A 7,460-nucleotide genomic window follows, 5' to 3' on the forward strand; every position below is an offset into this window, starting at 1 on the left:
ATGAAGAGCGCCGGCGCCTGAACGAGACGGCAAAGAAGCGCATCGCGCAGGCCTGCGCCGGGGCGATTCCCGACGGCGCCTCGGTGTTTCTCAACATCGGCACCACCACCGAGGCCGTGGCCCGCGCCCTTCTCGGTCACAGGCGGCTGATGGTGGTGACCAACAACCTCAATGCCGCCGAGATCCTGTCGGCCAGCCCCGAATGCGAGATCACCCTCACAGGGGGCCGCCTGAGGTCCGAGGACGGCGGTCTGGTCGGCCCGCTGGCGGCGCGTTCCGTCGATCAGTTCCGCTTCGATGTCGCGGTGCTGGGATGCTCGGCGCTCGATGCCGGCGGCGACCTTCTGGATTTCGACCCGCAGGAGGTGATGGTCAGCCAGTCGGCCCTGCATCGCGCCCGCAGGCGGCTGGTGGTGGCGGACCGCTCCAAGCTGCGGCGGCCGGCGCCGATCCGGATCTGTTCGCTGGCCGAGATCGACGCGCTTTACACCGATGCCCCCCTGCCCGAGGCGCTTGCCGCCCAATGCGACGGCTGGGATACGGCGATCGTGCCGCCCGACCCTGCCTGAGGCCCGCCAGCAGCAGGCCCGCGCCCAAGACGGGGCAAAGAAAAAGCCTGCCGCGCGATGCGCGACAGGCCTGTTTTTCGCAAAACCGAAAAGCCGGTATCAGCGTTTCGAGAACTGGAACGAACGACGTGCCTTGCGCTTGCCGTATTTCTTCCGTTCCACGACGCGGCTGTCGCGGGTCAGGAAGCCGGCGGCTTTCAGCGCGCCACGCAGCGAGGGTTCGTAAAGTTGCAGAGCTTTCGAGATGCCGTGCTTGACCGCACCGGCCTGACCCGAGAGACCGCCGCCCTTGACGGTGGCCTGAACGTCGAATTCGTCTTCGACACCGGCAACCTGGAACGGCTGGCGCAGGATCATCTGCAGCACCGGACGGGCGAAATAGGCGCTCATTTCCTTGCCGTTCACGGTGACCTTGCCAGAGCCCGGCTTGATCCAGACACGGGCCACGGCGTCTTTACGCTTGCCGGTGGCATAGGACCGGCCAAGGTCGTCACGAACGGGTTCGCGGGGGGCTGCGACCTCGGCGGCGGCTTCGATGCCGGCGACTTCGGTCAGCTCTTCGAGCGAGTTGATTTGATCAGCCATTGATTAGCTCCGCGTGTTCTTGGAGTTCATGGATTTCACATCCAGCACTTCCGGGCTTTGCGCCTCGTGCGGATGTTCGGAGCCGGCATAGACGCGCAGGTTGGTCATCACCTTGCGCGACAGGCGGTTGCCCGGCAGCATGCGCTGAACGGCCTTGGTCACCACGCGTTCGGGGTGCTCGCCTTCCAGGATCTGGCCCGCGGTGCGCGACTTGATGCCGCCCGGGTGGCCGGTGTGCCAGTAGTAGTTCTTGTCCGAACGTTTCTTGCCGGTCAGCTGAACCTTGTCCGCATTGATCACGATGACATTGTCACCCATGTCCATATGCGGGGTGAAAGTGGCCTTGTGCTTGCCGCGCAAGCGCATGGCGACGATCGAGGCGAGACGGCCCAGCACCACGCCTTCGGCGTCGATGATGATCCATTTCTTCTCGATGTCTGCCGGAGTAGCAGAGAAGGTTTTCATGATGGTCTACCCAAGTTTGGTTGACAGATACGCCGGCAGCGCGGCGCACCGTAATTCGATGGGCGGGTTATAAAGCAGCAATGCGTCAGGTCAAGCGCCGTTTGGCCAATTTATACACGCAATTTCAACGCCTTACAATTTAGGTATCATATTACCCCACAAAAATGAACCGTGACGACCTCAATTCCTGGGGGGAATGGCATAGGTCATGTTGGCCCGTGCCACCGGCGCCTCCTGACCTTCGGAATAGATCAGGATATGGCAGATCGACAGGCTGCGACCCAGTTTCAGCAGCTCGGTCCGGGCGATCAGGTCGCGTCCGGCTTCGGGTTTGCGCATGAAGTCGAGCGAGCAGTTGGTGGTCACGGTCAGCGCCTCCTTGCCGATCCGGGCCATGGTGGCAATATAGGCCGAGACATCGGCCAGCGCGAACATCGACGGTCCGGACACGGTGCCGCCGGGGCGCAGGTGGCGCTCGGCCAGTTTCAGCCGCACCTCGGTGTGGGTGCCGTCCATGGCGAGGATTTCGAAGTCGTCCTTAACCTGCGGGAACACCTGCTCCAGAAAGGCGGTCATTTCCTCGATGCTCATCACGGCCTGCATGCTTTTCCTCCGGTTCTTTGGCCGCTAAGGTCGCCGCAAAGCAGGAGGAGAGCAAGATGGCAATTCTGGAACGTCACGACACCGATGCCGTGGCCCATCTGACGATGAATGCCCCCGAAAGGCTGAACGCGCTTTCGGACGAGATGCTGGCCGCGCTCCAGCAGGCGTTCGACGGGCTGAAACAGGACCGTTCGGTGCGGGCGGTGGTGCTATCGGGCAGCGGCAAGGCCTTCTGCGCCGGTCACGACCTCAAGCAGATGACTGCGGCGCGCCAGTCCGAAGACGGCGGCAAGGCCTATTTCAAGGATCTCTTCGACCGCTGCACCCGGATGATGCTGACGATTCAGGCCCTGCCCCAGCCGGTCATCGCCCAGGTCCACGGCATCGCCACCGCCGCCGGCTGCCAGCTGGTGGCGACCTGCGACATGGCGGTCGCCGCCGAGGGCACCCGCTTTGGCGTCAACGGGGTCAATATCGGGCTGTTCTGCTCGACCCCGATGGTCGCCCTGTCGCGCAACATCACGCGCAAGAAGGCCTTCGAGATGCTCACCACCGGCCAGTTCATCGAGGCCGATGAAGCCGAGCGCATCGGGTTGATCAACCATGTCACCACGGCGGACGATCTGGCGGCCCACACCAGCGCGCTGGCCACCACCGTCGCCGGCAAGCTCGGCGCCGCGGTGCGGATCGGCAAGAGCGCCTTCTATCAGCAGGCCCAGATGCCGACCGCCGAAGCCTATGAGTACGCCGGCGCGGTGATGGTCGAGAACATGCTCTATCGCGACACCGAGGAAGGCATCAGCGCCTTTCTCGAGAAACGCCCGCCCGACTGGACGCAATAGGCCGCCCGGCAGCGTTTCCGGACCCGCAACGGTGTTTTTCCGTTAACGCGGGTTCTCTCAAGGCAGGGGCTGGGCCAGTCTGTGGCCCGACGGTCATTCACCGCACAGCAGGCAGCCCGGCCCAGGCCGGGTTGCGGTCAGGCGCGCCCGGCAGGGGGGATTTTCTTACCTCGTACTCCCTGGCGGCCGCGCCTTTCCAAGCGGCACCGCCCGCCGCCCCTTCCCAAAACCTGCTGGCTGGCTTATGTGCGCCCCATGACACAGGAACTGCATATCGTCGGGGGCGGTCTGGCCGGCTCCGAAGCCGCCTGGCAGGCGGCACACATGGGCGTTGACGTGGTGCTCCACGAAATGCGCCCCGAGGTCGAAACCTTTGCCCATCGCACCGGCAACCTGGCCGAGATGGTCTGTTCCAATTCCTTCCGCTCGGACGATGACGAACAGAACGCCGTCGGGCTGCTGCATTGGGAGATGCGGGCCGCCAACGGCCTTATCATGTCCATGGCCGACAAGCATCGGCTGCCTGCAGGCGGCGCGCTAGCGGTCGACCGCGATCCGTTTTCTGAAAGCGTGACCGCCGCATTGCGGGCCCTGCCCAATCTGCGCATCGACTATGGCGAGGTGACCGAACTGCCCCGCGACGGGCACTGGATCTTTGCCACCGGCCCGCTGACCTCGGCGGCTCTGGGCGCCGCGATCCAGCAGGAGACCGGCGCCGACCGGCTGGCCTTTTTCGACGCCATCGCCCCCATCGTCTATGCCGAGAGCATCGACATGGACGTGGCCTGGATGCAGTCGCGCTATGACAAGGGCGAGACCGAGGCCGAGCGCAAGGCCTATCTCAACTGCCCGATGGACCGCAACCAGTACGAAGCCTTCATCGACGCGCTGCTGGCGGCCGACAAGACCGAGTTTCATGACGGCGAGAGCGCCGGCTATTTCGACGGCTGCCTGCCGATCGAGGTGATGGCCGAACGCGGCCGCGAAACCCTGCGCTTCGGCCCGATGAAGCCGGTGGGGCTGACCAACGCCCACAGGCCCGAGGACAAGCCCTATGCGGTGGTGCAATTGCGCCGTGACAATGCGCTCGGCACGCTGTTCAACATCGTCGGCTTCCAGACAAAAATGAAATACGGGGCGCAATCCGACGTGTTTCGCATGATCCCCGGTCTGGAAAATGCCTCTTTCGCCCGTTTGGGCGGCATTCACCGCAACACCTTCCTCAATTCGCCGACCCTGCTCGACGACCAGATGCGGCTGAAGTCGCGGCCCAATATCCGCTTTGCCGGCCAGGTCACCGGCGTCGAGGGCTATGTGGAAAGCGCCGCCATGGGGCTGCTCGCCGGGCGGCTCGCCGCCGCCGAGATTCTCGGCAAGCCGCTGGCCACCGCGCCGCTCAACACCGCGATGGGGGCGCTGGTGCATCACATCACCGGCGGCGCCGAAGCCAAGACCTTCCAGCCGATGAACGTCAATTTCGGCCTGTTCCAGCCGGTCGACGGGCTGAAGGGCGGGCGCCGCGGCCGCAAGGACCGCTACAAGGCCTATACCGACCGCGCCAAGGCCGACTGGCAGGGCTGGCTCGCCGGGCAATGATCACCCGCTTCGCGCCCTCGCCGACCGGCCCCCTGCATCTGGGCCATGCCTATTCGGCGCTGCTGGCGCATGACATGGCCCGGGCGGCGGGCGGCCGCTTCCTGTTGCGCATCGAGGACATCGACAGCACCCGCTCGCGGCCCCGCTGGGAACAGCAGATCTATCAGGATCTCGCATGGCTCGGCATCACCTGGGACGCGGCCCCGATGCGCCAGTCCGAGCGGCTGCCGGCCTATCGCGCGGCGCTGCAGGCCCTCTGGGCGCGCGGCCTGCTCTATCCCTGCACCTGCAAGCGCCGCGACATCGCCACCGCCGCCTCGGCGCCACAGGAAGGCGCCGCCCCGGTCCACGGCCCCGACGGGCTGGTCTATCCCGGCACCTGCCGCGACAAGGCGCGCGATGCCGCGGCGCCACTGCCCGAGGGCGCCGCGCTGCGGCTCGACATGGGCCGCGCCCTCGCCAGTCTCGGCGTGGCGCCGGATCTCGGCTTCGAGGACAGCGGCGAGGCCACCGCCGCCCAAGCCCGCATTCGCCTGACACCCGCCGCGCTGCGCGACGGGGTCGGCGACATCGTGCTGTCGCGCCGCGACTTCCCCGGCTCCTACCATCTCTCGGTGGTCATCGACGACGCCGCCCAGGGCGTCACCAAGGTGATCCGCGGCGCCGACCTCTTCGAGGCGACACAGATCCATGTCGTGCTGCAACGGCTGCTGGGGCTCGCCACCCCTCGGTACCATCACCACCGGCTGATCCGCGACGCGGCGGGCAAACGCCTTGCCAAGCGCGACGATGCGCGCGCCATCGCCAAATACCGCGCCGAGGGCGCCAGCCCCGCCGACATCCGCCGCATGGTCGGCCTCTGAGCCGCCGGCCCCCGGGGCTTCATCTCTTTGCGAAATACTCGCGCCGCAGGCCGGGCCCGCAGGGCCCGTCACGCCATCGGCTGCATCAGCTCGACCACCGCGCCATCGCGCACCGCGCTGAAAAAACAGCTGCGCCGGTTGGTGTGACAGGCCGGGCCGGTCTGGCGCACCAGCACCAGCAGGCAGTCCTTGTCGCAGTCGAAACGGAAATCCACCAGTTCCTGATGATGGCCCGAGCTCTCGCCCTTGACCCAGAAGGCCTGCCGCGACCGCGACCAATAGGTCACCCGCCCGCTGGCAAGGGTCCGGGCGATGGCATCGGCATTCATCCAGGCCATCATCAGCACCTCGTGGCTGTCCGCGTCCTGGGCGATCGCCGGAATCAGCCCCGCCTCGTTGAATTTCAGCTCCGCCACATCGAATCCCATGTCATCACACCCTTTGCATCCCGGTTCCGCCTCCTCTATCTAGAAAACACTGAGAGCGAAGGAAACAGCCATGTCCGGTGAAAACGACCTGATCAAGCTTTACAGCGGGCGCATCCTGGCGCTGGCCGCCGCGATCCCGCACACCGACCGGCTGGCCTCCCCCCAGGCGAGCGTGAAACGGCGCGCGCCGCTCTGCGGTTCGACCGTCACCGTCGACGTGGTGCTCGACGGCGGGCGCATCGCCGCCTTTGCCCAGGACGTCAAGGCCTGCGCCCTCGGACAGGCGGCGGCCTCGGTGGTCGGCGCCCATGCCATCGGGCGCAGCCGGGACGAGATCGAGGCGGCGCGCGATGCGCTGAAAGCCATGCTCAAACAGGACGGCCCGACACCGCCGGCCCCCTTCGAAGACCTCGAGGTGCTGCGCCCGGCGCGGGACTACAAGAACCGCCATGCCTCGATCCTGCTGGCGCTCGAGGCGACGCTGGAAGCGATGGACCAGGCGCTGCAGGCCGATTGCGCCTGACCCCGTCGCCGCAACCGCAGGCCCAGATACGGAAAAGCCCAAAAAAAATGCGCCGCACTTCCGGGTGGAAGGCGGCGCAGTCGTGGTGCGTTCCCATGTGGGACCCGGCGCCCCTGCGGGGTCAGGCAGACCCTTCGGACGGACGTGGGACAGGCAGTGTCAGTCAAATGGCATCGCGTGGGGACAGGATGCACGGGGAGGCGACCGGCACGGGAACGCGGGCAGAATTCAGATCGTTCCGGGCACATGCAGCGCCACCAGCATCATCACCACCAGCGCCGCCGCGCCGATTGCATCCTGAACCAAGGTGGCGCGCGAATTGCGGATCACGGTTCTGATCTGGATCATCATGGTGGGCTCCTGCGTGGCGAGTGACTTGTTGCCCCTTTGTTCTCATATTGCCGCCGCCCTGTAAAGAACTTTTTGAGAACATTCGCGAACAAATCGGAACGAAACGCCTCAACCCACTGAAATCAAACGGATTGCCTGATCCTGTTCCATCAGCCACAACAGCACGCGGGCCGCCTGCCCGCGCGCGCCGGCAAGGTCGGGATCCTCGGCCAGAAGCTTGCGGGCGTCGCTCTGGGCAATCGCCATCAGCGCGGTCTGATGCTCCATGTCGGCGATGCGAAACCGTGGCAGGCCGGATTGCGCGGTGCCGATCAGATCCCCCGCCCCGCGCATCGCAAGATCGGTTTCGGCAATGACGAACCCGTCCTCGCTTTCGCGCAGCGTGGTGAGCCGCCTCTGCCCGCCTTCGCCAAGCGGGCTCTGATACATCAAAAGGCAGGTCGAGGCCTGATCGCCGCGCCCGACCCGGCCGCGCAGCTGATGCAACTGGGCCAGGCCGAAGATCTCGGCGCGCTCGATCACCATGATCGTCGCATTGGGCACGTCGACACCGACCTCGATCACCGTGGTCGCCACCAGCACGCTGGTCTCGCCCTGCTGAAAGGCGCGCATCGCCGCGTCCTTTTCCTGCGGCG

The 7,460-nt window shown here is 65.9% G+C and carries 10 protein-coding genes; 5 read left to right on the forward strand and 5 right to left on the reverse strand.

Translation table 11 applies throughout. From position 1 onward, the window contains the following. The coding region (locus tag ABZD10_RS11970; protein ID WP_372886766.1) for a DeoR/GlpR family DNA-binding transcription regulator at nucleotides 1-569 on the forward strand (569 nt) is incomplete at its 5' end. A 99-nt stretch (nucleotides 570-668) separates the two neighbouring features. On the opposite strand, the gene rpsI is transcribed toward ABZD10_RS11970, so the two are convergent. From rpsI to ABZD10_RS11985, 3 genes are all read right to left on the reverse strand, one after another. Further along, nucleotides 669-1,154, reverse strand: a complete 486-nt coding sequence (rpsI, locus tag ABZD10_RS11975; protein ID WP_372886768.1) for a 30S ribosomal protein S9 — start codon at nucleotides 1,152-1,154, stop codon at nucleotides 669-671. A gap of 3 nt (nucleotides 1,155-1,157) precedes the next feature. After that, nucleotides 1,158-1,619 (reverse strand): 50S ribosomal protein L13, encoded by a 462-nt coding sequence (gene rplM / locus ABZD10_RS11980; protein WP_372886770.1) that lies wholly within the window; start codon nucleotides 1,617-1,619, stop codon nucleotides 1,158-1,160. A gap of 180 nt (nucleotides 1,620-1,799) precedes the next feature. Then, nucleotides 1,800-2,222, reverse strand: coding sequence for a PaaI family thioesterase (locus ABZD10_RS11985; RefSeq protein WP_372886772.1), 423 nt, complete (start codon nucleotides 2,220-2,222; stop codon nucleotides 1,800-1,802). A gap of 17 nt (nucleotides 2,223-2,239) precedes the next feature. Between ABZD10_RS11985 and ABZD10_RS11990 the strand changes: the two genes are divergently transcribed. From ABZD10_RS11990 to gluQRS, 3 genes are all read left to right on the forward strand, one after another. Then, entirely contained in the window at nucleotides 2,240-3,064 is an 825-nt protein-coding gene (locus ABZD10_RS11990; RefSeq protein ID WP_372886773.1) for an enoyl-CoA hydratase, read from the forward strand. A gap of 255 nt (nucleotides 3,065-3,319) precedes the next feature. Then, complete coding sequence (trmFO, locus tag ABZD10_RS11995; protein WP_372886775.1) at nucleotides 3,320-4,660, forward strand: methylenetetrahydrofolate--tRNA-(uracil(54)-C(5))-methyltransferase (FADH(2)-oxidizing) TrmFO; 1,341 nt, start codon at nucleotides 3,320-3,322, stop codon at nucleotides 4,658-4,660. Then, complete coding sequence (gene gluQRS / locus ABZD10_RS12000; protein ID WP_372886776.1) at nucleotides 4,657-5,523, forward strand: tRNA glutamyl-Q(34) synthetase GluQRS; 867 nt, start codon at nucleotides 4,657-4,659, stop codon at nucleotides 5,521-5,523. The genes trmFO and gluQRS overlap by 4 nt, the downstream gene beginning before the upstream one ends. A gap of 68 nt (nucleotides 5,524-5,591) precedes the next feature. Here gluQRS and hisI read toward each other — a convergent pair whose 3' ends face one another. After that, entirely contained in the window at nucleotides 5,592-5,951 is a 360-nt protein-coding gene (gene hisI / locus ABZD10_RS12005; RefSeq protein ID WP_372886777.1) for a phosphoribosyl-AMP cyclohydrolase, read from the reverse strand. A gap of 70 nt (nucleotides 5,952-6,021) precedes the next feature. Here hisI and ABZD10_RS12010 point away from each other — a divergent pair, with 70 nt between their 5' ends. Further along, entirely contained in the window at nucleotides 6,022-6,474 is a 453-nt protein-coding gene (locus tag ABZD10_RS12010) for an iron-sulfur cluster assembly scaffold protein (RefSeq protein ID WP_372886779.1), read from the forward strand. Between the two features lie 459 nt (nucleotides 6,475-6,933). On the opposite strand, the gene ABZD10_RS12015 is transcribed toward ABZD10_RS12010, so the two are convergent. Further along, on the reverse strand, nucleotides 6,934-7,460 hold a 527-nt coding region (locus ABZD10_RS12015), incomplete at its 5' end, for a helicase-related protein (RefSeq protein WP_372886781.1).

The sequence above is a fragment of the Shimia sp. genome, assembly GCF_041624275.1.
Classification (GTDB): Bacteria; Pseudomonadota; Alphaproteobacteria; order Rhodobacterales; family Rhodobacteraceae; genus Shimia.